General features: G+C 60.5%; 21 protein-coding genes and 6 tRNA genes. 10 read left to right on the top strand and 17 right to left on the bottom strand.

The annotated features are described in order from the left end of the window. The first annotated feature begins 41 nt into the window (after nt 1–41). A complete protein-coding gene (locus tag ACJ8IJ_RS05660) occupies nt 42–1,628 on the top strand; it encodes an ABC transporter substrate-binding protein (RefSeq protein ID WP_442518343.1) in 1,587 nt (528 codons plus the stop codon). Nucleotides 1,629–1,656: 28 nt separating this feature from the next. Here ACJ8IJ_RS05660 and ACJ8IJ_RS05655 read toward each other — a convergent pair whose 3' ends face one another. From ACJ8IJ_RS05655 to ACJ8IJ_RS05620, 8 genes are all read right to left on the bottom strand, one after another. Further along, nucleotides 1,657–2,463 (bottom strand): ABC transporter ATP-binding protein, encoded by an 807-nt coding sequence (locus ACJ8IJ_RS05655; protein WP_442518398.1) that lies wholly within the window; start codon nt 2,461–2,463, stop codon nt 1,657–1,659. Nucleotides 2,464–2,480: 17 nt separating this feature from the next. After that, the gene (gene fepG / locus ACJ8IJ_RS05650; protein ID WP_004936405.1) at nt 2,481–3,518 is read right to left on the bottom strand and encodes an iron-enterobactin ABC transporter permease; all 1,038 of its coding nucleotides are present in this window, start codon (nt 3,516–3,518) and stop codon (nt 2,481–2,483) included. Continuing rightward, entirely contained in the window at nt 3,518–4,573 is a 1,056-nt protein-coding gene (gene fepD, locus ACJ8IJ_RS05645) for a Fe(3+)-siderophore ABC transporter permease (protein ID WP_004936402.1), read from the bottom strand. The genes fepG and fepD overlap by 1 nt, the downstream gene beginning before the upstream one ends. 214 nt (nt 4,574–4,787) lie before the next feature. Then, nucleotides 4,788–5,795, bottom strand: coding sequence for a Fe2+-enterobactin ABC transporter substrate-binding protein (gene fepB, locus ACJ8IJ_RS05640; RefSeq protein ID WP_004936399.1), 1,008 nt, complete (start codon nt 5,793–5,795; stop codon nt 4,788–4,790). Between the two features lie 208 nt (nt 5,796–6,003). After that, nucleotides 6,004–6,079, bottom strand: a tRNA-Lys gene (locus ACJ8IJ_RS05635). A 7-nt stretch (nt 6,080–6,086) separates the two neighbouring features. After that, nucleotides 6,087–6,162: transfer RNA gene (locus ACJ8IJ_RS05630), tRNA-Val, on the bottom strand. A gap of 39 nt (nt 6,163–6,201) precedes the next feature. Continuing rightward, a tRNA-Val gene (locus ACJ8IJ_RS05625) sits at nt 6,202–6,277 on the bottom strand. A 29-nt stretch (nt 6,278–6,306) separates the two neighbouring features. Further along, nucleotides 6,307–6,382, bottom strand: a tRNA-Val gene (locus tag ACJ8IJ_RS05620). Between the two features lie 294 nt (nt 6,383–6,676). Between ACJ8IJ_RS05620 and gltX the strand changes: the two genes are divergently transcribed. After that, nucleotides 6,677–8,092, top strand: coding sequence for a glutamate--tRNA ligase (gltX, locus tag ACJ8IJ_RS05615; protein ID WP_280631337.1), 1,416 nt, complete (start codon nt 6,677–6,679; stop codon nt 8,090–8,092). Between the two features lie 65 nt (nt 8,093–8,157). On the opposite strand, the gene ACJ8IJ_RS05610 is transcribed toward gltX, so the two are convergent. Beyond that, nucleotides 8,158–8,943: a formate/nitrite transporter family protein gene (locus ACJ8IJ_RS05610; protein WP_004936376.1), complete on the bottom strand. Its 786-nt coding sequence runs from the start codon at nt 8,941–8,943 to the stop codon at nt 8,158–8,160. A 308-nt stretch (nt 8,944–9,251) separates the two neighbouring features. On the opposite strand from ACJ8IJ_RS05610, the gene ACJ8IJ_RS05605 reads away from it, so the two are divergent. Continuing rightward, nucleotides 9,252–9,327 (top strand) — tRNA-Ala (locus tag ACJ8IJ_RS05605). Between the two features lie 59 nt (nt 9,328–9,386). After that, nucleotides 9,387–9,462, top strand: a tRNA-Ala gene (locus ACJ8IJ_RS05600). A gap of 118 nt (nt 9,463–9,580) precedes the next feature. Here ACJ8IJ_RS05600 and ACJ8IJ_RS05595 read toward each other — a convergent pair. After that, nucleotides 9,581–10,768: a NupC/NupG family nucleoside CNT transporter gene (locus tag ACJ8IJ_RS05595; RefSeq protein WP_004936373.1), complete on the bottom strand. Its 1,188-nt coding sequence runs from the start codon at nt 10,766–10,768 to the stop codon at nt 9,581–9,583. A 377-nt stretch (nt 10,769–11,145) separates the two neighbouring features. On the opposite strand from ACJ8IJ_RS05595, the gene ACJ8IJ_RS05590 reads away from it, so the two are divergent. Beyond that, on the top strand, nt 11,146–12,381 hold the full coding sequence (locus ACJ8IJ_RS05590; protein ID WP_004936371.1) for an Nramp family divalent metal transporter: 1,236 nt from the start codon (nt 11,146–11,148) through the stop codon (nt 12,379–12,381). A gap of 41 nt (nt 12,382–12,422) precedes the next feature. On the opposite strand, the gene ACJ8IJ_RS05585 is transcribed toward ACJ8IJ_RS05590, so the two are convergent. After that, entirely contained in the window at nt 12,423–12,833 is a 411-nt protein-coding gene (locus ACJ8IJ_RS05585; protein ID WP_004936369.1) for a DUF2502 domain-containing protein, read from the bottom strand. 222 nt (nt 12,834–13,055) lie between these two features. Continuing rightward, on the bottom strand, nt 13,056–14,045 hold the full coding sequence (mgrA, locus tag ACJ8IJ_RS05580) for an L-glyceraldehyde 3-phosphate reductase (RefSeq protein WP_306377884.1): 990 nt from the start codon (nt 14,043–14,045) through the stop codon (nt 13,056–13,058). Nucleotides 14,046–14,233: 188 nt separating this feature from the next. On the opposite strand from mgrA, the gene ACJ8IJ_RS05575 reads away from it, so the two are divergent. Then, a complete protein-coding gene (locus ACJ8IJ_RS05575) occupies nt 14,234–15,895 on the top strand; it encodes an alpha-keto acid decarboxylase family protein (RefSeq protein ID WP_442518342.1) in 1,662 nt (553 codons plus the stop codon). Here ACJ8IJ_RS05575 and ACJ8IJ_RS05570 read toward each other — a convergent pair. Next, nucleotides 15,892–16,761, bottom strand: coding sequence for a LysR family transcriptional regulator (locus tag ACJ8IJ_RS05570; RefSeq protein WP_031300563.1), 870 nt, complete (start codon nt 16,759–16,761; stop codon nt 15,892–15,894). The genes ACJ8IJ_RS05575 and ACJ8IJ_RS05570 overlap by 4 nt on opposite strands. Nucleotides 16,762–16,860: 99 nt before the next feature. Here ACJ8IJ_RS05570 and ACJ8IJ_RS05565 point away from each other — a divergent pair, with 99 nt between their 5' ends. Then, on the top strand, nt 16,861–17,313 hold the full coding sequence (locus tag ACJ8IJ_RS05565; RefSeq protein ID WP_160125672.1) for a multidrug/biocide efflux PACE transporter: 453 nt from the start codon (nt 16,861–16,863) through the stop codon (nt 17,311–17,313). Between the two features lie 66 nt (nt 17,314–17,379). Beyond that, complete coding sequence (locus ACJ8IJ_RS05560; protein ID WP_044030750.1) at nt 17,380–18,072, top strand: aspartate/glutamate racemase family protein; 693 nt, start codon at nt 17,380–17,382, stop codon at nt 18,070–18,072. Here the strand turns inward: ACJ8IJ_RS05560 and ACJ8IJ_RS05555 are convergent. Further along, the gene (locus ACJ8IJ_RS05555) at nt 18,069–19,316 is read right to left on the bottom strand and encodes an ion channel protein (RefSeq protein ID WP_306377601.1); all 1,248 of its coding nucleotides are present in this window, start codon (nt 19,314–19,316) and stop codon (nt 18,069–18,071) included. The genes ACJ8IJ_RS05560 and ACJ8IJ_RS05555 overlap by 4 nt on opposite strands. A gap of 310 nt (nt 19,317–19,626) precedes the next feature. On the opposite strand from ACJ8IJ_RS05555, the gene glk reads away from it, so the two are divergent. Continuing rightward, nucleotides 19,627–20,589, top strand: coding sequence for a glucokinase (gene glk, locus ACJ8IJ_RS05550; RefSeq protein WP_197753410.1), 963 nt, complete (start codon nt 19,627–19,629; stop codon nt 20,587–20,589). A gap of 69 nt (nt 20,590–20,658) precedes the next feature. On the opposite strand, the gene ACJ8IJ_RS05545 is transcribed toward glk, so the two are convergent. Continuing rightward, nucleotides 20,659–21,888: an L-lactate MFS transporter gene (locus ACJ8IJ_RS05545; RefSeq protein WP_004936347.1), complete on the bottom strand. Its 1,230-nt coding sequence runs from the start codon at nt 21,886–21,888 to the stop codon at nt 20,659–20,661. A 397-nt stretch (nt 21,889–22,285) separates the two neighbouring features. Here ACJ8IJ_RS05545 and ACJ8IJ_RS05540 point away from each other — a divergent pair, with 397 nt between their 5' ends. Next, nucleotides 22,286–22,618, top strand: coding sequence for a DUF2502 domain-containing protein (locus tag ACJ8IJ_RS05540; protein WP_033632450.1), 333 nt, complete (start codon nt 22,286–22,288; stop codon nt 22,616–22,618). 4 nt (nt 22,619–22,622) lie between these two features. On the opposite strand, the gene ACJ8IJ_RS05535 is transcribed toward ACJ8IJ_RS05540, so the two are convergent. Together ACJ8IJ_RS05535 and ACJ8IJ_RS05530 are read right to left on the bottom strand one after the other, a co-directional pair. Beyond that, nucleotides 22,623–23,357, bottom strand: a complete 735-nt coding sequence (locus ACJ8IJ_RS05535; protein ID WP_004936341.1) for a LytR/AlgR family response regulator transcription factor — start codon at nt 23,355–23,357, stop codon at nt 22,623–22,625. Continuing rightward, nucleotides 23,354–25,045: a sensor histidine kinase gene (locus ACJ8IJ_RS05530; protein WP_131165140.1), complete on the bottom strand. Its 1,692-nt coding sequence runs from the start codon at nt 25,043–25,045 to the stop codon at nt 23,354–23,356. The genes ACJ8IJ_RS05535 and ACJ8IJ_RS05530 overlap by 4 nt, the downstream gene beginning before the upstream one ends. Nucleotides 25,046–25,108 lie beyond the last annotated feature (63 nt).

Genomic DNA, 25,108 nt, shown 5'->3' with positions numbered 1-25,108 from the left:
GCTATCCGTTGGGCTGTTTTTTCACCACTGGGGATAGCGCAATGAAAAGAAAAGCAATAACGATCGGGCTGCTGGCGTTGGCGATTGCCGGCAGCGCGCGGGCCAATACGCTGGTCTACTGTTCTGAAGGCTCGCCGGAAGGCTTCAACCCGCAGCTGTTCACCTCCGGCACCACGGTGGATGCCAGCTCGGCGGCGATCTACAACCGGCTGGTGGATTTCAAACCCGGTACCGTCGAGCTGCAACCCAGCCTGGCGGAAAGCTGGGAGGTCAGCGAAGACGGCAAGCGCTATACCTTCCACCTGCGCAAGGGCGTGGCATTCCAGAGCAATAAATATTTTACCCCCACCCGCGATTTCAACGCGGATGACGTCATCTTCTCGTTTATGCGCCAGAAGGACGCCAACAACCCGTATCACAAGGTCTCCAACGGTGCCTACACCAACTTCGAGTCGATGGAGTTCGGTACGCTGATTGACCGGATCGTCAAGGTGGATGACCACACCGTGCGCTTTGAGCTCTCCCGCGCCGAGGCGCCGTTCGTTGCCGATCTGGGCATGTATTTTGCCACCATTTTATCGGCGGAATATGCCGACGCGATGCTGAAGGCCGGCACGCCGCAGCGGGTGGACAACGATCCGATCGGCACCGGGCCGTTCCAGCTGGTGCAGTACCAGAAGGACGCAAAAATCCTCTACAAGGCGTTCGACCGCTACTGGGAAGGCAAACCGAAGATCGATCGGCTGGTGTTCTCGATCACGCCGGATGCGACGGTGCGTTACGCTAAACTGCAAAAGAACGAGTGCCAGGTGATGCCGTTCCCCAACCCTGCGGATCTGGCGCGCATGCGGCAGGACGGCAACCTGCAGGTGATGGAAAAATCCGGCCTGAATATCGGCTTCCTGGCGTTCAACACCCAGAAGAAGCCGTTGGATAACGTCAAGGTGCGCCAGGCGTTGGCGCTGGCTGTCAACAAGCCGGCGATCATCGACGCGGTGTTCCACGGTGCCGGCCAGCCGGCCAAGAATCTGCTGCCGCCGACCCAATGGGGCAGCAACGCGCAGCTTGAAGATTATCCGTATTCGCCGGAACGGGCGAAGCAGCTGCTGCAGGAGGCCGGGCTGGGGCAGGGGTTCGATATCGATCTGTGGGCGATGCCGGTGCAGCGGCCCTATAACCCCAACGCCAAGCGCATGGCGGAGATGATCCAGGCCGACTGGGCCAAGATCGGCGTGCGGGCCAAAATCGTCACCTTCGAGTGGGGCGAGTATTTGCAGCGGATTAAAAACGGCGAGCACCAGACCGCGCTGATGGGCTGGACCACCGCCAACGGCGATCCGGACAACTTCTTCGGCCCGCTGTTCACCTGCGCTTCGCTCGGCGGCTCCAACTCGGCGAAATGGTGCTACAAACCGTTCGACCAGCTGATCCTGCAGGCGCGCGAGGAGAACGATCACGCCAAACGGGTGGCGATGTATCAGCAGGCGCAGGTGGTGATGCACGATCAGATGCCGGCGCTGATGATCGCGCACTCGACCATCTTCGAACCGGTGCGCAAGGAAGTGAAAGGCTACGAGATAGACCCGTTCGGCAAACACATCTTCAAACAGGTGTCGCTGGAGAAATAACCAAGAGGCCGGGTTAACCCGGCCTTTTTCATGCCTGCGGCGCGTCGCAGTGGTAGCGGCCGCGCGGGATCACCAGCGGCGTGTGGGACAGCGGATCGTCGATGATCATGCACGGCATGCCGAACACCCGCTCCACCAGTTCGGCGGTGATGATCTCCGCCGGTTTCCCTTCCGCCACGATCTTGCCGTCGCGCATGGCGATGATGTGGTCGGCATAGCGGCAGGCGTGGTTGAGATCGTGCAGCACCGCGATCAGGGTTTGACCGCGCTCGCGGTTGAGCTGGCGGAACAGATCCAGCAGCTCGATCTGGTGCGCGATGTCCAGATAGGTGGTCGGCTCATCCAGCAGCAGCAGCGGGGTTTGCTGCGCCAGCGCCATCGCCACCCAGACGCGCTGACGCTGCCCGCCGGACAGCTCGTCGACGCTGCGATCCGCCAGCTGGCTGACGTTGGTGGCCGCCATGGCGGCTTCCACCGCCTGTTTGTCGGCCTGCGTCCACTGTTTCAGCAGGCTTTGGTGCGGATAGCGGCCGCGCGACACCAGGTCCGCCACGGTGATGCTGTCCGGCGCGATCGAAGTTTGCGGCAGCAGCCCAAGCTCGCGCGCCAGCGCCTTGGTGGCGAAGCTGCTGATGTTCTTGCCGTCCAGCATCACCTCGCCGGCGCTGGGTTTCAGCAGGCGGCACAGGGCGCGCAACAGCGTCGATTTGCCGCAGGCGTTCGGCCCGACAATCACCGTGAAGGCGCCGTCGGGGATCGCCACGCTCAGATCGTCAGCGATGGTTTTATTGTCGTAGCCCAGCTTCAGGTGCGAGGCGTGCAGGCGGTGGCTCATGGCATTATCACTCTTCATTATCTGCGGGCCTCTCGGATGAGCAGCCAAATCAGGTACAGGCCGCCGATGCAGACGGTCACAACCCCGACCGGCAGTTGGATCGGCGCGAAAAGATGTTGGGACACCACGTCGGCGCCGAGCAGCAACGCCGCGCCCATCAGCGCCGAGGAGGTCAGGGTGACCGAGGATTGGCCGGCGAGGCGACGGGCGATCTGCGGCGCCGCCAGCGCGATAAAGGAAATCGGCCCGGCGGTGGCGGTGACGGCGGCGGTGAGGGTAACGCCGAACAGCATCAGCCACAGCCGGCTGCCTTCGGCGTTAACGCCCAGCGCGCGCGCCGTGTCATCGCCCATTTCCAGCAGCTGCAGCCGTTTGCCCATCAGCAGCGCGGCCGCGGCCGCCAGCACGATGAACGCCGTGGCGGGCTGGGCTTTTTGCCAGGTCATGCCGTTGAGCGAACCGGCCTGCCACATGGCGGCGTCCATGGCGCGCTCGAGCGAAGCGGTGATGATCAGCCAGGTGTTGGTGGAGACCAGCACCGCGCTGATGGCGATGCCGACGATGATCAACCGGAAGCCGGCGATGCCTTGCCGCCAGGCCAGCAGATAGATGGCCAGCGCGGCGAGAATGCCGCCGGCCAGCGCGCCGCCGGCGATGTAATAGTAGCCGCCGTTGAACAGGGTGATGGCGATCAGCGCGCCGGTGTAAGCCCCCATGTTAAAGCCGATCACGTCCGGGCTGCCGAGCGGGTTGCGGATAATTGACTGGAAAATGGCGCCGCTCATGCCGAGCGCGGCGCCTAACAACAGCGCCATGGCGATGCGCGGCAAGCGCCATTGGGTGACCACGGTCACCAGGTTTTTCGGCGCCTCGCCGGTCAGCGCGGCAAAAACCTGCTCCAGCGAAAGTTGCAGCGTGCCGTAGCACAGGGCGGCGACGGCCATCGCCAGACACAGCGCCAACAGTGAAAGGTTGACCAACAGCAGGCGCAGCGGCAGGCGCCCGTTGATGACGCCGTCCGGGCGGCCGATATGCAGCGTATGCGGCAGACTCATCACAGACCCCCCAGCGTTTTCTTGCGGCGCACCAGACAGATCAGTACCGGCGCGCCGATGAAGGCCGCCACGATGGAAACCCGCAGTTCACCGGCCGCCAGCAAGCGGCCGACCACGTCGGCGCACAGCAGTAAAATCGGCGCCAGCAGCATGGAGTAGGGCAGGATCCAGCGCTGGTCGGGGCCGACCCACCAGCGGGCGATATGCGGCACCATCAGGCCGATGAAACTGATTGGGCCGACGGTGGCGGTTGCCGCGCCGCACAGCAGCGTGATGGCGATCACCGCGATTACCTGAGTCAGCACCACGCGCGCGCCGAGTGCGATAGCCAGATCTTCCCCCATACCGATGGTATTCAGCGGCCGGGCGATGAGCAGCGTCAGCAGGCAGCCGAGCAAAATGGCGGGGGCGGTCACCGGCAGCGTGGACAGCGTGCGGATATCCAGCGTGCCGGCCTGCCAGAAGCGCAGTTGGTCGAAGGTTTGCGGATCGATCAGCGACAGCCCGGTGGTGATGCCGAGCAGCACCGCGCCGATCGCCACGCCGGCCAGCGTCAGCCGCACCGGGTTGATGCGCCCGCCCGCCAGCGTGCCGATCAGGTAGACCAGCAGGGTGGTGAGGGCAGCGCCGGCAAAGGCGTAGGCCATGTAGCTTTCGGTGGTGGCGGCGCCGAAAAACATGATGCCGATGACCACGGCGAAGCTGGCGCCGGCGTTGATGCCGAGCACGCCGGGATCGGCCAGCGGGTTGCGCGTCAGCGCCTGAATCAGCGCGCCGGCGGCGCCGAGCGCCATGCCGGCCAGGATGCCCGCCAGCGTACGGGGCACCCGGGCATTGAGAATGATGGTGCTGTCGGAACCGCTCGCGACGCCCTGCAGGCTGAGCCAGACGGTATGGAAGGGGATGGCTTTGGAACCCAGCATCAGGCTGGCCATGATGCACAGCAGCAACAGCGCCAAACCGATACCGAACCCGGCGATGCGTTTGAAGCCACTGGCGTAAGCTGCGTGCGGTGCGGACGAAAGCGTCCGCTCAGTCGGAGTGGGTACGTTCACACCGGTAACTCCTGTATGATTTTTATTCTCATTGTTATTTGCGTTCATGCGGGGGGCAATAGTAGCACGAGTTTACGCCCGCATGCACCCGCCGGTTGGTGGCAAAGGTGCGTTGACGATGTTAATAACTATTGATATTTCAATTGATTGAATGTGAACGTTCGCCCTGCTTGCGGAAAGTGTCGGCAGGGGGCTGACCTGCCGACGGCGTGATTCAGGGCTTTTTGAACAACCGTTCGATTTGATTCAGCATGTTGGTGGCGCTGTAGTAATCGAGGCGGAAGGTGTCGTTGCCGACGGCGTAGACGTGCCGCTGTTCCACCGGCTCCAGATGTTTGAGGAACGGGTTGGTCAGCACCTCTTGCACTTTGCGCTCATTGGTGGCGAACAGGATCAGGGTTTTGCCATTCAGACCTTCGGCCATTTTTTCGCCGGAGATCTGGATGATGTCATGGCGTTTACCCATGCTGGTGTTGCCTTTGGCGCTTTCCGGCGGGGTGGCCAGTTGGAAGCCGAGCTGGGTCAGCAGTTTGCCCTGGGCGGAACCCGGCGTCCACAGCATGGCCTCGCGGCCGTTGTCGGCATACACCAGCGGAGTGGTGGGCTGCGGCGGCAGCGCGATCGCCTGTTTCACTTGCTCCACGCGCTGCTCGAAACGATCTTCCGCCTGTTTGGCGCCGGCTTCGTGACCGGTGATCTCGCCGAGCTCGCTGGCCAGCTGTTGCCAGCTTTTGTCGCCGTAATCGAGCACCAGCGTCGGCGCAATGGCGGACAGCTGGTCATACAGTTTCAACGCCGAATCACCGCCGGTCGCGGCGACGACGATCAAATCCGGCGCGGCGGCGGCGACGGCTTCGGCATTGGGCTCCACCTGGTACAGCCGCTCGACGTGGCGCTGTTTGGCCACCTCGCTCCACTGGGTAAAGAAACCTTGTTTATCGGCCACCAGGGGATTTGGGCTGGTGGCGGCGCTGGCGACCACCGGGGCGTCTATAGCCAACAGCGTGCCGGTGATGGTGACGCTGGTGGACACGATGCGCTGCGGCGGTTTTTCCAGCGTGAATTTCCCTTTGACGCTGTCGATGGTGCGCGGCCAACTGCCGTCGGCTGCGGGGGCGGACGGTTTCTGCCCGTCGCTCTTGTCGTCCGGGCCGCAGCCGCTGAGCAACAGGCTGGAAGTGGCGATAAATGCAATGAACAGCTGGCGTAAGGATAGGGTCATGAGCGGGCTCTTTCTTTCCTTGAACTAAGGCGTATCAATCCGGTTGAGGATTGGCTGCGTGGTGGATGCCGGCTAATTTACCATTCAAGCCGCCAAAATGATAACCATTCGTATCTCAGCGCGTGGTGAAGGAAAGAATAGAAAGAAGAAGCGGAGGAAACTGAGTGACAGAAACGAAAAAAGCGCCAAAAGGCGCTTTTTTCTGAATTGGTGGGTCGTGCAGGATTCGAACCTGCGACCAATTGATTAAAAGTCAACTGCTCTACCAACTGAGCTAACGACCCGCAGAAGTGGTGGGTGATGACGGGCTCGAACCGCCGACCCCCTCCGTGTAAAGGAGATGCTCTACCAACTGAGCTAATCACCCACTTCAGGACTTCCAGGTTACTGCTAAATGAGAGAATGATGGTGGGTGATGACGGGCTCGAACCGCCGACCCCCTCCGTGTAAAGGAGATGCTCTACCAACTGAGCTAATCACCCTCATTCGTTCTCATTTTTTCTCAACAAGATGGTGGGCGATGACGGGCTCGAACCGCCGACCCCCTCCGTGTAAAGGAGATGCTCTACCAACTGAGCTAATCGCCCCGTCTTGTTGGAGTCGCATTATAGGGATAGTTCAAAGTGAGTCAACGGTTTTTAAAATGATTTCAATCGTTCGCCGCAAATTTAGGCAGGGCGCGATAATAATCGCCAGCAGCGCCGATTCTTTGCGCGATGCTATGCGAAACTCGCCGCAAAACGCGCGAAATCGACCGGTGCAATATCGTGTCGGCGTTGAGGAATTAGCGCGTGGTGATACAATGTCGTCCACTCTTTTTTCAATTCCGAGCAATCGTCGGCAACCGCCGACACGCATTGCGTAATAAGGCAGTGAACCCAATGAAAATCAAAACCCGTTTTGCACCGAGCCCGACCGGCTATCTTCACGTCGGCGGCGCGCGTACCGCACTTTATTCCTGGTTGTTCAGCCGCCATGCGGGCGGTGAGTTCGTTCTGCGTATCGAAGATACCGATCTGGAACGTTCTACCCAGGACGCGATCGACGCAATTATGGATGGCATGAACTGGTTGAACCTGGATTGGGATGAAGGCCCGTATTTCCAGACCAAGCGTTTCGATCGCTACAACGCGGTCATCGATGAGATGCTGGAGCAGGGCTCGGCCTATAAATGCTATTGCTCCAGGGAACGTCTGGAAGCGCTGCGCGAGAAGCAGATGGAAAATGGCGAAAAGCCGCGTTACGACGGCCACTGCCGCGACAGCCAGTGCAGCCACACCGACGACGAGCCGCACGTGGTGCGCTTCCGCAACCCGCAGGAAGGGTCGGTGATCTTCGACGATAAAATTCGCGGCCCGATCGAATTCAGCAACCAGGAGCTGGACGATCTGATCATCCGCCGCACCGACGGTTCGCCAACCTATAACTTCTGCGTCGTCGTCGATGACTGGGACATGGAAATCACCCATGTGATCCGCGGTGAAGACCACATCAACAACACCCCGCGCCAGATCAACATTCTCAAAGCGCTGGGCGCGCCGGTGCCGGAATACGCGCACGTGTCGATGATCCTCGGCGACGACGGTAAAAAACTGTCCAAACGTCACGGCGCCGTGGGCGTGATGCAGTACCGCGACGACGGCTATTTGCCGCAGGCGCTGCTGAACTACCTGGTGCGTCTGGGCTGGTCCCACGGCGATCAGGAGATCTTCTCCATCGACGAGATGAAAGAGTTCTTCACGCTGGAAGCGATCAACAAATCCGCCAGCGCCTTCAACACCGAGAAGCTGCAGTGGCTCAACCATCACTACATCAACCATATGCCGGCGGAAGAAGTGGCGGTGCATCTGGCATGGCACGTTGAGCAACTGGGCATTGAAACCCGCAACGGGCCGGAACTGAAGGACATCGTCAAGCTGCTGGGCGAGCGCTGCAAGACGCTGAAAGAGATGGCGGAGTCTTGCCGTTACTTCTACGAAGACTTCAGCGAGTTCGACGCCGACGCCGCCAAGAAACACCTGCGTCCGGTTGCGCGTCAGCCGCTGGAAGCGGTGCGCGCCAAGCTGGCCGCCATCACCGTCTGGACGCCGGAAAACGTGCATGACGCCATTCAGGGCACGGCGGATGAGCTGGGTGTTGGCATGGGCAAAGTCGGCATGCCGCTGCGCGTCGCGGTGACCGGCGCCGGCCAGTCGCCGGGCATGGACGTGACCGTGCATGCGATCGGCCAGAAGCGTTCGCTGCAGCGCATCGACATGGCGCTGGCTTATATCGCCGAGCGCGAAGCGCAAGCCTGATTCGCTGCTACGCCATAAAGCAAAAGCCCCGAGGAGCAATCCCGGGGCTTTTTTCATGGCGGTTGTCAGGCGTGTTCGCTGGTCGGCAAACCGGGGCGATAGGCGAGGAAATACATCAGCCCGACAAAGCCGGCGCCGCCCAGCGCATTGCCGAGAAATACCGCGACGAAATTAGGCAGGTATTGCTCCCAGCCCATGCCGCCGGCGAAGATGGCCGCCGGGATGATGAACATGTTCGCCACCACGTGCTGGAAACCGATGGCGACAAAAGCCATGACCGGGAACCACATGCCGATCACTTTGCCCGGCACATCCTTGCTGGCGAAGGCTAACCACACCGCTAGGCACACCAGCCAGTTGCAGCCGACGCCGGAGATGAAGGCGTGCAGGAAGTCCGCATCCACTTTGGCCTGCGCGATCGCCAGCGTCTTATGCAAAAACGCGCCTTCGGTCAGGCCCAGCAGGTGGCCGAAAAAGTAGGCGACGGCCACGCTGCCGGCCAGGTTGGCCAAGGTGACCCAAAACCAGTTGCGCAGCACGGCGATGGCGGGGATTTCACGAGCGAACCAGGCCATTGGCAAGGTCATCATGTTGCCGGTCAGCAGTTCGCCGCCGGCCAGAATGGTCAGGATCAGGCCGATCGGGAACACCGCGGCGCCCAACAGCGCGCCGAAAGAGCCCCATTCGGCCGGCAGGGTGCCGATGACGTGAATATCCAGCAGGAAGCCGGTGGCGATAAAGGCGCCGGCGAGAAAGCCCAGAATCAGCAGATTAGCGAGCGGGGCGCGGCTTTTGTTTACCCCGGCCTGAACGGCGAGGGCGGCGATTTCTTTTGGTGAATGCAAAGACATGACGGACTCGGTTTATAGTAATGAAGTTTATGGCGCGGGCAGTCTATGCCGCTCGGGAGTCCGACTCAAGCGCATTTCGCTAACATTCTGTTAATTAAAAATCAACGTGATATGCAGGGTCTTTCGCCATTTTGAGATGTAGCGCGCAAAATGGATGAACTCTGCGCAAAGTGATGATTTTTTGGCGCCAAAGATGCTGATTTGGCGGCTTTTTCAACGCTTGATTCAGTAATTCAATTTAGCCGTTGACAGCTTTGAGCGGGTTTCATATTATGCGCCCCGTTCACAGCACAAAGTGATTGTGGAACGGGGCTATAGCTCAGCTGGGAGAGCGCTTGCATGGCATGCAAGAGGTCGACGGTTCGATCCCGTCTAGCTCCACCAACCTTCTTCTCAGAAAGGTTGAGGATACCGTAACGCCGGTCAAAGCGTACCACTTTTGTGGGGCTATAGCTCAGCTGGGAGAGCGCTTGCATGGCATGCAAGAGGTCGACGGTTCGATCCCGTCTAGCTCCACCACCATTTAAAAAGCCGACCTTAGGGTCGGCTTTTTGCTTTGCGTCATTTAACCTTCGCCGAATGCCGGCCAATAAAAAAGGCGCCCGCAGGCGCCTTGTTATCGCAGTCGGTTCGAGGCTTAGCCCAGCACCAGACCCGCGATGGAAGCGGACAGGATGCTGACCAGCGTAGAGCCGTAGACCAGCTTCAGACCGAAGCGGGACACCACGTTGCCCTGGTGTTCGTTCAGGCCCTTAATCGCACCGGCCACGATGCCGATGGAAGAGAAGTTGGCGAAGGACACCAGGAACACCGACAGGATCCCCAGGCTGCGCGGCGACAGCTCGGCAGAGACTTTCTGCAGTTCCATCATGGCCACGAATTCGTTGGAAACCAGCTTGGTGGCCATGATGCTGCCAACCTGCAGGGCTTCGTGCTTAGGAATGCCCATGATCCAGGCGAACGGATAGAAGAAGTAACCGAGGATTTCCTGGAAGCTCAGGCCGAAAATGGCGCTGAACACACCGTTGAGCGCGGCGATCAGGGCGATGAAGCCAATCAGCATCGCGGCGACGATAATCGCTACTTTGAAGCCCGCCAGGATGTATTCACCCAGCATTTCAAAGAAGCTCTGGCCTTCGTGCAGGTTGCCGAGGTGCAGCTCTTCTTCTTTATTGGTGTCGTACGGGTTAACCAGCGACAGCACGATAAAGGTGCTGAACATGTTCAATACCAGCGCCGCCACCACGAATTTGGCGTCCAGCATGGTCATATAGGCGCCGACGATGGACATGGAAACCGTAGACATCGCGGTCGCCGCCATGGTGTACATGCGCTTTTCCGACATCTTGCCCAGGATATCCTTGTAGGCGATGAAGTTTTCGGATTGGCCCAGGATCAGCGAGCTGACGGCGTTGAACGACTCCAGCTTGCCCATGCCGTTCACTTTCGACAGCACGGTACCGATAATGCGGATGATGAACGGCAGCACCTTGATGTACTGCAGAATACCGATCAGCGCCGAAATGAAGACGATCGGGCACAGCACCTTCAGGAAGAAGAACGCCAGGCCTTTGTCGCCCATGCCGCCGAACACGAAATCAGTCCCTTGTCCCGCAAACCCGAGCAGTTTGTCAAACAGCGCGGCGAATCCTTTTACGAAGCCCAAACCCGCTTCCGAATGCAGGAAAAAGTAGGCCAGCAGTACTTCGATAACCAGTAGTTGAATAACATAGCGAATGCGGATGCTTTTACGATCGCGGCACACCAACAGGGCCAGGATCGCTACCACCACTATCGCCAACGCAAAGTGCGCAATATGGGACATGTTTGCTCCAAATTTGAGGCAGGCTGAATTTCGGCTGTCATTTTATGTAACGCTACGTTTAAAAACGAGACTTCTATTGCAAATATGGAAAATCATAGTGGGAGTTCTCCTAAAGTGTTGCGCAAAAGCATAAAAAATCAAGATGTTAAAGCAGCAATAGGAAATTCGTATTCTTGTGCTAACCTGTCTTTCAGGGGTATTGCAGCCAAAATCCCATCAGAAAAGCACGGAAATCGGCAAGCTCCGCGCTGAACCCTTCGATAAAACCGTTAATGTTGGCTATTACAGAGATAAGTTTTACCGCTCTAAATGCGCTTGATAATTATTATCATTTATATAGAGTGGAGATAAACGTAATTTCAGTAAGGGTTCAACATATGCTGAACAGTCGCGTGGTTGAAACCACCTCCGGTCGCTCCGCCAGAAAAATCAAACTCTCGCTCATGGGGCCCGCCTTCATCGCCGCTATCGGCTATATCGATCCCGGCAACTTCGCCACCAATATCCAGGCCGGCGCCTCATTCGGCTACAGCCTGCTGTGGGTGGTGGTTTGGGCCAACGTGATGGCGATGCTGATCCAGCTGTTGTCCGCCAAGCTGGGCATCGCCACCGGAAAAAATCTGGCCGAGCATATTCGCGATCGCTTTCCGCGGCCGGCGGTGTGGGCCTATTGGGTACAGGCGGAGATCATCGCCATGGCGACCGATCTGGCTGAGTTTATCGGCGCGGCGATCGGCTTCAAGCTGCTGCTCGGTGTCTCTCTGTTGCAGGGCGCAGTGCTGACCGGCATCGCCACCTTTTTAATTCTGATGCTGCAAAAACGCGGGCAAAAGCCGCTGGAGCTGGTGATCGGCGGGCTGTTGTTGTTCGTCGCCGCCGCTTACATCGTCGAGCTGGCGTTCTCCCAGCCGCAGTTGGCGCCGCTGCTGAAGGGGATGGCGCTGCCCGATTTGCCTAATGGCGATGCGGTATTCCTGGCTGCCGGGGTATTGGGCGCCACCATCATGCCGCACGTGATCTATCTGCATTCGTCGCTCACCCAAATCGGCGGCGAGCACGACAAGGCGGAACGCTATGCCGCCACCAAAGTCGACGTCGCCGTGGCTATGACCATCGCCGGTTTCGTTAATCTGGCGATGATGGCCACCGCCGCCGCCGCGTTTCATTTCAGCGGCCACAGCGGCATCGCCGATCTTGACGTGGCTTACCTGACGCTGCAACCGCTGCTCGGGCACGCCGCCGCCACCGTGTTCGGCCTGAGCCTGGTGGCCGCCGGCCTCTCTTCTACCGTGGTGGGCACGCTGGCGGGGCAGGTGGTGATGCAGGGGTTCGTGCGTTTCCATATTCCGCTGTGGCTGCGGCGCGCGGTGACCATGCTGCCGTCGTTTATCGTCATCATGTTGGGGATGGATGCGACGCGCATTCTGGTGCTGAGCCAGGTGCTGCTCAGCTTCGGCATTGCGCTGGCGCTGGTGCCGCTGCTGGCTTTCACCGGCAATCGGGCGCTGATGGGGGAAATGGTCAACGGCCCGCTGGTGCAAAATCTGGGCAAGCTGATCGTACTGGTGGTGGTGGGATTGAACGGCTACCTGCTGATCGGCAGCGTGCTGTAAGCGAAAACAGTGCGGGCCGGCGTTGCGCCGGCCCGTCGTCGTTAATCGCGGTCGTCATCGCCGTGGCGGCGCCAGCGATCGCGGTCATGATCGTGATGGTGCTTTTTCTCTTTCTTCCAGTGGTGCTTATCGTAGTGTTTGTCGTATTTACGATAGCGTCCTTCATGGTAGTAATAGTGTTTACGCCAGTAGTCGCCATCGCGCCAGCGATAACCGTCCCAGTAGTAACCGCGACGGCTGCGGTCGCCGAGATAACGGCCCTGATGGCCTTGCCACCAGTCGCGATCCCGCCAATCGTAACCATCCCAATAGCGGCCGCGGTTATCCTGATCGCCGATGCGCAATGAAACGCCCGGCATCAGATCGATGCTGATCCCTTCGGCATGCGCCTGCTGTGCGGCGGGCAGTACCGTCGCCGCCAAAATGGCGGCCAAGAGCAGAGGTTTAAACATGGTTTCTCCTTCCCGCTTGCGCGGCCTGGCCGTTTGTCACTTTATGAAGCGCGTTCATCAGTTTAAAAGCGGCCTTATCGTTATTTTTGCTGCAATATCGGCATCATAGCGCCGGCATATAGGGTTGAATCTGAGAGCCACTCTGAAAATGATGCAGGAAGTTAAGATTTGAGATTTTTCTGGAGTATCGCCGCTCGATTGAACGGCGGAATTTGTAAACGATTACAATAAGATGTTCTCGATCTGCGCGAGCTCTTCTTCACTGAAGTGACGATTGGCCAGCATGCCCACCGCGTCTTCTATCTGCGCATTCTTGCTGGCGCCGATCAGCACTGAGGTCACGCGATCGCCGCGCAGCACCCAGGCCAGCGCCATCTGCGACAGCTTCTGCCCGCGTTGCCGCGCCAGCGCATCGAGGCGGCGCACCTTGTCCAGTCGCTCGGCGGTCAGCTGCTCCGGCTGCAGGAAGCGGCTGCCGCTGGCGGCGCGGGAATCTTGCGGGATGCCGTGCAGGTAGCGATCGGTCAGCAGGCCGCCCGCCAGCGGCGAGAAGGCGATAGATCCGACGCCATGTTCCTCCAGCGTATCCAGCAACGCCGTTTCCGGCCCGCGTTCCAACATCGAATACTTCGGTTGATGGATCACGCACGGCGTGCCGAGCTGCTGCAGAATGTCGAAGGCCTGTCGCGCGCGCTCGGCCGGGTAGTTGGACAGGCCGACATACAGCGCTTTGCCCTGGCGCACCAGCAGATCCAGCGCCGCCATGGTTTCTTCCAGCGGCGTGTCCGGATCCGGCCGATGATGATAAAAGATATCCACATACTCCAACCCCATGCGCCTCAGGCTCTGATCGAGGCTGGCGACCAGGTACTTTTTCGAGCCCCAATCACCGTAGGGGCCGGGCCACATGGTGTAACCGGCTTTGGAGGAGACGATCAGCTCATCGCGCCAGGCCCGCAGATCGGCGTTGAGAATGCGGCCAAAGTTCTCCTCGGCGGCGCCGGGCGGCGGGCCGTAGTTATTGGCCAGATCGAAATGGGTAATGCCGCGATCGAAGGCGCAGCGGATCAGGCCGCGGGCGTTATCGTACAAAGTGGCGTCGCCGAAGTTGTGCCACAGGCCGAGTGAGACGGCGGGCAGCTTCAGCCCGCTGCGGCCACAGCGCCGGTATTCCATAGCTTGATAACGCGAGGGGGAGGCTGGGTAAGACATAGTTATCCTTGTCGGCGAGAGGTGAAGTGCTTTGAGTGTATACGTTTCCACACCGCGTTGCCGCGGGAGCGATCACGACGCCGGCATGTAACGCCAGGTTGCCGTTCGATGCCGGGATGATTGTTCGAAATTTGAACGGCATCTTCGATAATTAAGATAATCGCTTCAGCTGCAGACAGGTGATGATCATGACTCAGACCTATACGGTGGCCGATTATCTGCTCGATCGTCTGGCCCAAATCGGCATCCGTCATTTCTTCGGCGTGCCGGGGGATTACAACCTGCAATTTCTCGATCACGTCCTCGCGCATCCGCAAATCACCTGGGTAGGCTGCGCCAACGAGTTGAACGCCGCCTATGCGGCTGACGGCTATGCGCGCTGCAAACCGGCGGCCGCGCTGCTCACCACCTTCGGCGTGGGGGAGCTGAGCGCGTTGAACGGGGTGGCCGGCAGCTACGCCGAATACCTGCCGGTGATCCACGTGGTTGGCACGCCGGCGCAGCGCGCCCAGCGCGCCGGTGATTTGCTGCATCATTCGCTGGGGGATGGCGACTTCACTCATTTCGCCCGGATAGCCAAAGAGGTGACCGTCGCGCAGGCCGACCTGACCGCCGACAACGCCGCGCTGGAGATAGACCGCCTGATCGGCGCCGCCTTGCTGGAGCATCGCCCGGTTTACCTGATGTTGCCCAGCGACGTCGCGCAGGCGCCGCTGCCGAGTAAACCGGCGCCGCTGATGCTGCGCCAGGCCAAACTGTCGCAGAGCGCATTGCAGGCGTTTATCGCCGCGGCGCGCGAAAAGCTGCTGTCGGCACGGCGGGTGTCGCTGCTGGCGGACTTCCTGGCCGATCGCTTCGGCGCCGAAGCGGCGCTGGACGAGTGGCTGCAGGAGGTCGATATGCCGCACGCGACGCTGTTGCTCGGCAAGGGGCTGCTGGACGAGAATCGCGCCGGTTTCGTTGGTACCTACTGCGGCGGCGCCAGCGATCCGGCGGTGAAACAATTGATCGAAAACGCTGATGTGGTGATCAACGTCGGCGTACGCTTGACCGACACCATTACCGCGGGGTTCACGCATCATCTGCCGGTGGAAAAATGCATCGATATTCAACCGTTCGAAGCCTGGGTCGGGCGGCAGCGCTTTAGCCGCATTCCGATGCGCGAGGCGGTGCAGGCATTGCACCGCCTGAGCCTGTCGCTGGCGTCGCATTGGCCGTTGCCGCCGATCGTCCGCCCGGCGCTGCCGGAAGGCGATGGGGAAGGGCTGGATCAGCACGCCTTCTGGCGGCAAGTACAGGATTTCCTGCGGCCGGGGGATATCGTGCTGGCCGATCAGGGCACCGCCTGTTTCGGCGCGGCGGCGCTGACGTTACCGCGTGGCTGCCGCCTGATCGTGCAGTCGCTCTGGGGATCGATCGGCTATACCCTGCCGGCGACGTTCGGCGTGCAGACTGCCGAACCGCAGCGCCGGGCAGTATTGCTGATCGGCGACGGTGCCGCGCAGTTAACCGTGCAGGAACTGGGATCGATGCTGCGCGACGGGCTTAAACCGGTGATCTTCGTGTTGAACAATCAGGGGTATACCGTTGAGCGCGCGATCCACGGGCCTGAGCAAAGTTATAACGACATCGCGCGCTGGAACTGGACGCAGTTGCCGATGGCGTTGGCCGGTGATCGGCCGGTGAAGGCGTTGCGGGTCAGCGATCCGGACGGATTGCGTCAGGCGCTGCGCGAGGTAGCGGACGACGAGCGGCTGGCCTTCATCGAAGTGATGCTGCCGAAGATGGACATTCCGGAACTCCTCGATACCGTCTCTCGCGCCATTCAGGCGCGCAACGCCGCCGCTTAAGGCAGGGTGTCGCCCAGCAGGCGCTCCAGCATCCAGAACCCCGCCGGGCCCGGCGGGGTCAGTTTGGACCAGACCGCATCCACCGAAATCAGTTTGGGCCAGCCGCGCGGCCGCAGTTGAGTGAGTCTGTCGTGGCCGTATTGCTGCACCAGCCAGTGCGGCAACACCGCCCAACCGAATCCCTGTTCCGCCATCTCCAGCAACAGCAGATAGCTGGGCGCCGACCAGACCAGGCCACCCTGTCTGGCCGCCTCGGCGCCGGTGTAGGTGTTCAGGATCAACTGGCGGGTGCTGGACAATTGCTCCGGCGTCGGCGCAGCGACCTGCGCCAGCGGATGCTGATGGGCGACGAACAGCCCCATTTCGGTCTGCTCAGGCAGCCGGGAGAAGGCGATATCCGGCGGATAACTTTTTTGCACTTCCACCATGCCCAAGTGCGCGCGGCCGCTTTGCAGCAGATCGATAACGTCGCCTTCCTCAGCGATCATCCATTCCAGCTCAATCTCCGGGTAGCGCTGTTCGAACAGTTGCATCAACCGATCGTGATGCTTGGGCTGGTAGGTATCGGAAAACACCATGCTCAGGCGCGGTTCAACCTCGCCCGCCAACTGAATGCTCAGGGCGTCGAGGCGTTCGCTGGCGGCCAGGATCGCCTGCACATGTCCCAGCACTTTGCGGCCGGCAGCGGTGAGCACCGGCTGGCGCGCGCCGCGATCGAACAGGGTCAGCGCCAGGTCCGCCTCCAGATTGGCGATGGCGGTGCTGATGGTGGATTGGCTTTTGCGCAGTTTGCGCGCGGCGGCGGAAAACGAGCCGAGGGCGGCGGCTTCGACAAACGCGTGCAACGCTTCCGGGGAATAGTGCATGATCTATCTACTTTATCGATGGAACCTATTTTTAATCTACCCAAAAAAGCGATGATAATCACCTGGCTTTCGCAACAACTGTTGAAAAAAAGGTGATGTATGCAACTGCAAAATAAGTCTCTCATTGAACGTATCGTCCACGCCGTCGGTTTCGAGGTCATCGCCGTGATGGTTTGCGCCCCGCTGGGCGCGTGGCTGCTGAACCGTTCAATGGTGCAGGTCGGTGCGTTGGCGGTAATGCTCTCCACCGTCGCGATGCTGTGGAACATGGTTTACAACACGGTGTTCGACCGCCTGTGGCCGGTCAGCCGGGTGGTGCGTAACCTGAAGGTGCGTGCGCTGCACGCCGTCGGCTTTGAAGCCGGTTTTATCCTGATCGGCGTGCCGATCGCCGCCTGGATGCTGAGCATCTCCTGGACGCAGGCGTTTATGCTGGAAATCGGTTTCTTCCTGTTCTTCCTGCCGTACACCATGGCCTATAACTGGCTGTACGACATGCTGCGTCAGCGCTGGTTCGAGGCGCGCCAGCCGATCAATTCCGGCGCCAAATAAGGCGTCGTCAGACCGACGATTCTCAGGTAAGGTCAGAGGATCGTCGGAAATGCTGAGGAACGAAGGATGAAAGTGTTGGGCTTGCTGGGCGGCATGAGCTGGGAATCCACCATTCCGTATTACCGCACCATCAACGAGCAGGTAAAGGCGCGCCTTGGCGGGCTGCATTCGGCCAAAATCGTGCTCTACAGCGTCGATTTCCAGGAGATTGAGCGCTTGCAGCACCAGGGCGATTGGGACGGCGCCGGCCGGCTGTTGGCCGCCGCCGCGGTGGCTTTGCGCGCCGCCGGCGCCGAAGCTATCGTGATCTGCACCAACACCATGCACAAGGTGGCGGAGGCGGTCGAGCAGGCCAGCGGCCTGCCGCTGATTCACATCGCCGATGCCACGGCGCTGCAGGTGCGGGAAAAAAATATTCGCCGCGTCGGGCTGCTGGGCACGCGCTTTACCATGGAGCAGACCTTCTACCGCGGCCGCCTGCAGGAATTGCACGGCATCGACGTGGTGACGCCGGTCAGTGCCGATCGCGACATCGTACACCGCATCATCTATGACGAGCTGTGCCTCGGTAAAATTCGCGACGCCTCGCGCGACGAGTATCGCCGGATTATCAGCGATCTGGAACAGCAGGGGGCGCAGGGGATTATTTTCGGCTGCACCGAAATAGGCTTGCTGGTGAGCGAGCGGGATGCGTCGGTGCCGGTGTTCGACACCACTGCAATCCACGCCCGCGCCGCCGCGGCGTTCGCGCTGGCCTAATCGTCGCGCGGCGGTTGCCGGCGGTTTACCAGCATCAGCGGTTTGCCCGCCAGCGCCAGCCAGGCGGGCAGCATCACGATGCACAACACCGGCAGCAGGTGCAGATCCGGCACCACCGCCACCGCCATAAACAGGCTCAGCCAGCCGTCGCGCGTCACCACCAGCACCAGCCCCATGATGGCGCAGGAGACGGTGATCGCCGCCGGCACCGCCGGAACATGCTGATGCAGCATCAGGCCCAGCGCCGCGCCGACGAACACCGCCGGGAAGATGCGCCCGCCGCGAAAACCGCAGGCGGCGGCGATCACCAGCGCCGCCAGCTTGGTCAGGGTAATGGTCAACAGCGCCGGCACCGAATAGCTGTCGTCCACCGCCAGGCGTTTCATCTCATCCAGCCCCTTGAACAGGGTAATCTCTCCGCCCAACAGCGCCAGCAGCCCCAGCACAAAGCCGCCCAGCCCTAACATCAACACCGGATTCTTCATTGAATGGAACAGGCGGTGAACGTGCGGGAAACACCACAGCGCCACCATGCCGAGCGCGATGGCGATCAGCGCCACGATGGCGCCGCTGAAAATGTCCGGCAGCCGCGTCACGTCGTAGGCATCGAGCTGCAGGGCGAAATTGGGCACGAAGAACATCTGCGTGGTGACCGCGCCGGCGGCGGCAGCCACCAGCGGGGCGAACAGACGATCCCACAGCGGCGTTTCGTTATTGCCGGCCAGGGTTTGCGAGAAGATCAGCGCGGCGGCGACCGGTGTGCCGAACATTGCGCCGATAGTGCCTGCCGCCGCCAGGATGATCCAGTCCATGTGCGGCACCTTCGGCAGCAGGCGCGCGCCGGCCGCCGCCACCAGTGCGATGTTGATGGCGGTGATCGGGTTCTCCGGCCCCAGACTGACGCCGCCGGCCAGGCCGACGATCAGCGCCAACCCCAACCCCGGCAAGGCGGAGAGTGGCAGCGGCATGCCGATCAGCGATTCCGTCGCCGGATCCGGCCCGGCGTGACCCGGCATATAACGCACGATCAGGCCGACCGCCACGCCGGTCAGCGTCAGCATCGCAACCGGCCACCAGGGCGACTGGGCGTCCAGGCTCAGCGCATCGGGCAGCGTCACCCACAGTAATTGCTGCAATGCGGCGGCAATTTTCATCACCAACAGCAGCACCAGACTGGAAACGGAACCGATAATCAGCGCAGGCAAAGCAAAGGCCAACATGGCATTGGCGCGCGGATGCAGCATGAATAATCCCTTGTCGATGCCTCCCTGCGGGGCAGGGAGAGCGGGTGGTTGGGCAGTGGCCACAGCTTGCCAGACTATCGGCGCGCAGGCACGCATTGATATTGCCCGGCGGCGATGACGGTTAACAGTCGCCGGGGGGCGTTTTTTGCCGCAATTTGTTTCAAATCGCGGCATAGCGGACAAGCTGAAACGTTTTTTGTGATCCGGATCGCTATTGAGGTGCAGATCCGAGGCGGGTGATTGTTGTTTTCGCAGCAGGATTTTACAGTGTGGGCAGCGTTTTATTTTTCATTTTGCGGAGACGAAATCAATGACCTATGCCCTCGTGGGTGATGTTGGCGGCACCAATGCCCGCCTGGCGTTGTGCACTGTTGCGACGGGTGAGATTACCCAGGCGAAAACCTATTCCGGCCTGGAGTTCGACAGCCTGGAGGCGGTGATCCGCCAATACCTGAAAGAGTGCGAGATCGAGGTGCAGGACGCCTGCATCGCGATCGCCTGCCCGGTGACGGAAGACTGGGTGGCGATGACCAATCACAGCTGGGCGTTCTCGATCAAAGAAATGCAGGCCAGTCTGGGGCTGAGTCACCTGGAAGTGATCAACGATTTCACCGCCGTCTCGATGGCGATCCCGATGCTCTCGCCGGACGACGTGCTGCAGTTTGGCGGCGGCGATGCGCAGCCGGGCAAACCGATCGCGGTGTACGGCGCTGGCACCGGGCTGGGCGTCGCCCACCTGGTGCACGTCGATCGCCGCTGGGTCAGCCTGCCGGGCGAGGGCGGCCATGTTGATTTCGCGCCGAACAGCGAAGAAGAAGACATTATTCTGGAGGTGCTGCGCGGTGAAGTGGGGCACGTTTCCGCCGAGCGCGTGCTGTCCGGGCCGGGCCTGGTCAATCTGTATCGCGCCATCGTCAAGGCGGACAACCGCCTGCCGGAGAAACTGGAGCCGAAGGACATCACCGAGCGGGCGCTGGCCGACAGCTGTATCGACTGCCGCCGTGCGCTGTCGCTGTTTTGCGTGATCATGGGGCGCTTCGGCGGCAACCTGGCGCTGAATCTGGGCACCTTTGGCGGCGTGTACATCGCCGGCGGCATCGTGCCGCGCTTTATGGAATTCTTCAAGGCCTCGGGCTTCCGCGCCGCCTTCGAAGACAAAGGGCGTTTCCGTGACTATGTGCGAGACATTCCGGTGTTCATGATAACCCATGGCCAACCGGGCCTGTTGGGGGCCGGCGCGCATCTGCGCCAGACGCTGGGCATGCGGCTGTAAGCCGCGCGGCGGGGCAATAAAAAAGGGGCGCAACCCGCAGGTTGCGCCCCTTGTCGTTTTCGCAGGGGATCAGGCTTTGGCCAGCTCCGCCGCCTGTGCGGTTTCTTCGCTTTCCATTTCCACCGCTTTCGGCGCTTTGATGAACAGTGTAATCAGCAAAGAAGCGGCAGACAGGACGCCAATCACCATGAAGGTGGCGTGGAAGCCGCCGAAGTATTTGGCGACGAACGAACCGGCCAGCGCGCCCAGGCCGAAGCCCTGATAGATGATGCCGTAGTTCTTGCTGTGGTTCTTCAGGCCGAAGAAGTCGCCGACAATCGCCGGGAACACGGTGATATTGCCGCCGAAGCAGAAGGCCACCGCGCCAACGCAGATGAAGAACAGCGTGTGGTTCAGGGTCATGAAACTCAGCGCGACAATCGCCAGCACGGTAACCAGCATGGTGAAGCTGATGACGCGCATACGGCCTACTTTATCAGACAGCGTACCCAGGATGATGCGGCCGGCGGTGTTGAAGATGGCGACGGCGGACACGGTGTTGGCGGCGGTGGCCAAATCCATCCCGGCCAGCTGAACGCCCATGTCTTTCACGATGCCAATCAGGTACAGACCGCTCATGCAGGCGGCGAAGAAGATGGTGAACAGCAGGTAAGCTTCTTTGGTGGCCAGCATCTGGCGCACGCTGAAGTCGTTGCCCAGACCGTTGGCGCCTGGCTGTGCGGCGCTGGTTGCCAGCACCGGCTCTTTCAGCAACAGGGAGCCGACGACGATCAGGCCCATCACGATGGCACCCCAGTAGAAGAAGGCGCCGGAAACGCCGACGTCGGCGATCAGGGCGGCGTTGACGTATTTGAACAGCAGGCTGCCGCTGCCGAAGGCGCCGACGGAGATGCCGGAAATCAGGCCTTTGTTGGCCGGGAACCATTTAATCAGGTTGGACAGGGTGGAGATGTAGGCGATACCGACCGCAAAGCCCACCACCACGCCGGCCAGCAGGTAGATCATGTCGAGCGAGCTGACATGGGCGCTGGCGATCAGGCCCAGGCCGACCAGGATGCCGGAACACAGCGTCAGGTTGCGGATGCCGAAGCGTTCTTGCAGCTTGCCGGCGAACAGCGTGGCGAAAGCCAGGAAGAAGCTGGTGATGGAGAAGGTGGTGGCGACGTCCGCCAGTCCCCAGTGGAACTTGTCGACCAGCGGCTGGTTGAACAGGCTCCAGGTGTAGATGGTGCCCAGACCCATCTGACAGATGATGGTGCCGAGAACGATTAAGCTGCGATTTGCCGGTTTGGTGTTCATGGCCGGTCTCCTTCCTGTGTGTGCGTTGCCGGGCGTGAGCCGCTGGCTGAAATTTGCGGGGTGAATCTGTGTTCCCGCGGTATGGGCTTATTATATGGCCAGCCCCCCCGGCGGACGGCGGATCGGGAATGAGTTGCACGGCAGAAGGAATGAAATGCATTTTATACGGCGTGAGTTGCCGTTTTTACGCCGAAAAGCGCGTGAAATGCCGGGAGTAACACGTGATCTACATCAAAGATATCAACGATTTATTGTTAATCGCCGGTGAACGATTGTGGTGAAATTGTGAAGGATGCGTCTGCAAGGCGTAAATCGGCATTGCGCCTATAGAGCGGCGGCGAGCGCGGGACTATGTTATCTGCGATCGGACGAGGTCCGCTCTGCAGGAGTCCATGAAATGAAAAAAACGCTGTTGTTACTGGCTGCGCTGCTGGCGCTGCCGCTGGCGAGCCAGGCCGACGTGTCCATCGGCGTGAACGTGCCGGGCCTGTCGTTGCATATCGGCGATCGCGATCATCGCGGCCACTACTGGGACGGCTATCGCTGGCGCGATCCGCGCTGGTGGGCCGATCATCACCGGTATGAACGTTCGCGCGGGTACTATTACGGCCCGCCGCCACGGGTGATTTACTACGGCCCGCCGCGGCGCGACTGGCGAGATCGGCCGCATTACCGCATGCCGCCACCGCCGCCGCCCGGCTATTACTACCGTCCGGGCCCGCGCTGGTAAGCGCTTACAGGCGCATCAGCTTGCGAAATTCTTTCACCTTGCTGCGGCTGACCGGCACTTCAAACTCAAGATCGCTCAGCCGCAGAATGTAGGTATTGTTGAACCAGGGCACGATCTCGCGGATCTTGGCCAGGTTAACGCAGTAAGAGCGGTGGCAGCGGAAGAAATGCTCTTCCGGCAGCCGGCCGTAAAACTCGGTGAGGTTCATCGGCATCACGAATTCTTCCCGGCGAGTATAGACCCGCGTCACCTTTTCATCGGCGGCGGCGTAATAGATGTCGTTGATGTCGGTAACGATGATCCGCTCGTCTTTGATCAGGTTGATGCTGTGGCTGCCGCGGCTCGGCGCGCTGGTCGGTTCCGCCGCGCCGGCGGGGCGATGGTGCAGCGCCTCCAGTTTTTGCAACATGGTGACGATGCGCGCTTCGTGATAGGGCTTGAGGATATAGTCGAACGCCTCGATCTCGAAGGCTTCCACCGCGTGTTCTTTATAGGCGGTGATGAACACGATCGATGGCCGATGGGCGAACTTGCTGATGTTTTGCGCCAGCAGCACGCCGTCCAGCGACGGGATGTTAATGTCGAGGAAAATGGCGTCGACCTGGTGGGTTTGCAGGTATTTCAGAACGTCGAGGCCGTCCTCGAAGGTAGCGACGATATCGATATTGCTGTGTTTCTTGATCAGGTAGCTGAGTTCTTCCTGCGCGAGGAATTCGTCTTCCACGATAATGGCTTTCATGAGGCCTCCCCGACCGACGGCGCGCTCGGCTCCTGGTGCAGCTTGCCGCCGTTTTTGCTGATATAGAACGCGATTTCGGTGCCCGGCTCCAGGCGGCGGATATGCAACCCTTCACCGTACAGCAGCGACACGCGGTGATGCACGTTGAGCAGGCCGATATTGTGGCCCGGCATCTCGTTGCGCGCCACCCGGTCGATGGTTTCCTGGTTGATGCCGTGGCCGGTATCCTTCACCGAAATTTTCACCCGATCGCCCTGATCTTTCACCGCGATCACCACCACCCCTTTACCCTTGCAGGGCTGGATGCCGTGCACGATGGCGTTCTCCACCAGCGGCTGGATCAGCAGGCTCGGAATGCGCACCGAGACGTCGTCGTCGATGTCGTAAATCACCGTCAGCTTGGCGCCGAAGCGCGCCTGTTCGATGGCGATATAGTCCTGAATCTGATGCAGTTCCTTACGGATATCGATCAGTTCGTCGTTCAGCTCCAGGTTGTAGCGCAGGTAGCGCGACAGGTTAATGATTAGCTGGCGCGCGGTGTCCGGATTCAGGCGGATGGAGGAAGAGATGGCGTTCAGCGCGTTGAACAGGAAGTGCGGGTTAATCTTGCTCTGCAGCGCGCGCATTTCGGCTTTATCCGCCATCTGGCGCAGATGCTCGATGCGCGAAACCTCCATCTGGGTGGAGATGATCTGCGACAGCCCGACCGCCATCACCTTCAGCGTGTTGGTGATCTGGTGAGCGTGGCAGTAGTAAATTTTCAGCGCGCCGGTCACTTCGCCCTTTTCCCACAGCGGCACCACCAGCTGCGAATGGATCTGCGGCGCTGCCGGGTTTTCCAGGTTGTTTTTGATGATGATTTTGCCGTGGCGAATGCTTTCGCGGGTAACGCGGCTTAGCCCTTCGCGGCCGATCGGGTAGGCTTCGCGCCCCACGCCAACGTAAGCCAGCACCTGATGGGTATCGGTGATCGCCACCGCGTCGGCGCGGATGTCCTGGCGGATGATATCGCAAATGGTGGCCAGCGATTCGCTGTTGATGTTGCGAAAATAGGGCAGCGTCTTGTGGGCGATATCCAGTGCCAGCTTGGCCTGGCGTGCGGCGATCACTTCTTTTTCATCTTCGACGCTCTGCACCAGCAGCACGATCAGGCCGATGCACACCGTGCCGAGGATCATCGGCAGCGCGATCTGCGACACGATGTCGAGCCCAAGCTCGGTCGGCTTGGCCCACAGCACGATCAGTAGCATGGTGAGGGATTCGCACAGCATGCCGCCGACGATGCCGGCGCGCCAGCGCTGCTCTTTTCTCACCTTGAGGTTGATGTAGCCAGCGCTGATGCCGGCGATGATGCTGGTAATGAGGCAGGGCACTGAGGTGATGCCGCCGATGTCGATCAGATAGCGGTGCACCCCGGCGATGATGCCGGTGACGATCCCCACCCAGGGGCCGAACAGAATGCCGCCGGCCATGATGGCGATGACGCGCACGTTGACCAGCGAGCCCTCAACGTTGATGCCGGAGTAGGTGCTGAACAGCGCGAACAGCGAGAAGATCGCCGTGACGATGCCGAGCTCGAGCGGCGTATGGTCTTCTTTTTGCAGCAGTTGGCGGAACAGCCGGGTGCGGGTCAGAAAAAACAGACAGATCAACATCAGCGCGGCGCGATCAAACACCGCCAACAGCATTTCAAAAAAAGGGTGCACGACGGGTTCTCGCTGCGGCCTACGGATGGCGGCAGTATACCACAG

Origin of the sequence: Serratia sp. CY40230, from assembly GCF_052168835.1 — a bacterium.
Taxonomy (GTDB): domain Bacteria; phylum Pseudomonadota; class Gammaproteobacteria; order Enterobacterales; family Enterobacteriaceae; genus Serratia; species Serratia nematodiphila.
The sequence above is the reverse complement of the archived record's forward strand: the minus strand, read 5'-3'. Positions and strand labels throughout refer to the sequence as shown.

Coding starts and splice junctions, on each gene's coding strand:
- ACJ8IJ_RS05660 (WP_442518343.1), top strand. CDS start 42: ATGAAAAGAAAAGCAATAACGATCGGGCTGCTGGCGTTGGCGATTGCC.
- ACJ8IJ_RS05655 (WP_442518398.1), bottom strand. CDS start 2,463: ATGAGCCACCGCCTGCACGCCTCGCACCTGAAGCTGGGCTACGACAAT.
- fepG (WP_004936405.1), bottom strand. CDS start 3,518: ATGAGTCTGCCGCATACGCTGCATATCGGCCGCCCGGACGGCGTCATC.
- fepB (WP_004936399.1), bottom strand. CDS start 5,795: ATGACCCTATCCTTACGCCAGCTGTTCATTGCATTTATCGCCACTTCC.
- gltX (WP_280631337.1), top strand. CDS start 6,677: ATGAAAATCAAAACCCGTTTTGCACCGAGCCCGACCGGCTATCTTCAC.
- ACJ8IJ_RS05610 (WP_004936376.1), bottom strand. CDS start 8,943: ATGTCTTTGCATTCACCAAAAGAAATCGCCGCCCTCGCCGTTCAGGCC.
- ACJ8IJ_RS05595 (WP_004936373.1), bottom strand. CDS start 10,768: ATGTCCCATATTGCGCACTTTGCGTTGGCGATAGTGGTGGTAGCGATC.
- ACJ8IJ_RS05590 (WP_004936371.1), top strand. CDS start 11,146: ATGCTGAACAGTCGCGTGGTTGAAACCACCTCCGGTCGCTCCGCCAGA.
- ACJ8IJ_RS05585 (WP_004936369.1), bottom strand. CDS start 12,833: ATGTTTAAACCTCTGCTCTTGGCCGCCATTTTGGCGGCGACGGTACTG.
- mgrA (WP_306377884.1), bottom strand. CDS start 14,045: ATGTCTTACCCAGCCTCCCCCTCGCGTTATCAAGCTATGGAATACCGG.
- ACJ8IJ_RS05575 (WP_442518342.1), top strand. CDS start 14,234: ATGACTCAGACCTATACGGTGGCCGATTATCTGCTCGATCGTCTGGCC.
- ACJ8IJ_RS05570 (WP_031300563.1), bottom strand. CDS start 16,761: ATGCACTATTCCCCGGAAGCGTTGCACGCGTTTGTCGAAGCCGCCGCC.
- ACJ8IJ_RS05565 (WP_160125672.1), top strand. CDS start 16,861: ATGCAACTGCAAAATAAGTCTCTCATTGAACGTATCGTCCACGCCGTC.
- ACJ8IJ_RS05560 (WP_044030750.1), top strand. CDS start 17,380: ATGAAAGTGTTGGGCTTGCTGGGCGGCATGAGCTGGGAATCCACCATT.
- ACJ8IJ_RS05555 (WP_306377601.1), bottom strand. CDS start 19,316: ATGCTGCATCCGCGCGCCAATGCCATGTTGGCCTTTGCTTTGCCTGCG.
- glk (WP_197753410.1), top strand. CDS start 19,627: ATGACCTATGCCCTCGTGGGTGATGTTGGCGGCACCAATGCCCGCCTG.
- ACJ8IJ_RS05545 (WP_004936347.1), bottom strand. CDS start 21,888: ATGAACACCAAACCGGCAAATCGCAGCTTAATCGTTCTCGGCACCATC.
- ACJ8IJ_RS05540 (WP_033632450.1), top strand. CDS start 22,286: ATGAAAAAAACGCTGTTGTTACTGGCTGCGCTGCTGGCGCTGCCGCTG.
- ACJ8IJ_RS05535 (WP_004936341.1), bottom strand. CDS start 23,357: ATGAAAGCCATTATCGTGGAAGACGAATTCCTCGCGCAGGAAGAACTC.
- ACJ8IJ_RS05530 (WP_131165140.1), bottom strand. CDS start 25,045: ATGCTGTTGGCGGTGTTTGATCGCGCCGCGCTGATGTTGATCTGTCTG.